Genomic DNA, 1,002 nt, shown 5'->3' on the forward strand with positions numbered 1-1,002 from the left:
ATCCGGATAAATTTGCAAAGGCCTGCCAGATCGCCATAGATAACGGAATTTACTCTTACCGATTCATTCAGAAGATCCTGGAAAATAACATGACCGATCATCAGGATGAGATAACTCAACCACAAACGCTACCGGCACATCATAACATCCGGGGCAAAGATTATTACATACAGTCTACCATTAACTTTTTACAAAATGAAAATTGAAGTGCAACTAAAAGAACTACGTCTGCATGGTATGTGCAGCAGTTGGCAGGCATTGCTGGAAACCCGAAGACATCATGAGCTCAATCTTGCCGAAGGTCTTGAACTCCTTCTGCAGGCAGAACACCAGCAGCGCAGTGACCAGCGTTTTGAAAGGTTACAGAAGAACGCACAGTTCCGCTACCAGGCTTCCGTGGAAGAATTAAATATGGATAGTTCCAGAGGACTTGACCGTTCGCTGGTCACAGAACTTGCTACCGGCAATTATCTATCCAAAGGCGAAGCCATCCTGATTAGTGGCGCTTCCGGCGCTGGAAAAAGCTTTTTAGCATCAGCACTTGGCCACCAGGCTTGTGCGCAGGGCTATAAAGTCCAGTACTACAACCTGCAAAAGTTGCTGTTGAAAACGAAACTAAGCCGGGTCGACGGAAGCATTTACAAACTCATGGAAAGACTATCACGTTCTGAGCTCCTTATTCTGGATGACTTTGGACTTACCCGGCTAGAACAGCAGCAGCGCATGGACCTGATGGAAATTATTGAGGATCGCCACGCGAAAAGGTCCACTATTATTGCAAGTCAACTGCCGGTTGCAAACTGGTATGATGTAATTGGGGAGGAAACAGTTGCGGATGCGATATTAGATCGATTAGTCCATACTTCATACCGGATCGAACTAAAAGGTGAAAGTTTAAGAAAAAAACGGTAAAATTGTCAGCCCATCAGAATCTCTCAGATCAGAACCTAAATTAAGGGGGGCAGTATGCCCGGTACGGGGTCAGCATCAACGGAATATCCA

The 1,002-nt window shown here is 45.6% G+C and carries 1 protein-coding gene and 1 pseudogene; both read left to right on the top strand.

Translation table 11 applies throughout. The features are described 5' to 3' along the window. A pseudogene (locus LZG71_RS30350) lies at nt 1-206 on the top strand (IS21 family transposase); the annotation flags it as partial. Between the two features lies 1 nt (nt 207). Continuing rightward, the gene (gene istB, locus LZG71_RS30355; RefSeq protein WP_233827036.1) at nt 208-912 is read left to right on the top strand and encodes an IS21-like element helper ATPase IstB; all 705 of its coding nucleotides are present in this window, start codon (nt 208-210) and stop codon (nt 910-912) included. The last annotated feature ends 90 nt before the right edge of the window (nt 913-1,002 follow it).

It is taken from the genome of Dyadobacter sp. CY312, from assembly GCF_021390535.1.
In the GTDB taxonomy this organism is placed as follows: domain Bacteria; phylum Bacteroidota; class Bacteroidia; order Cytophagales; family Spirosomataceae; genus Dyadobacter.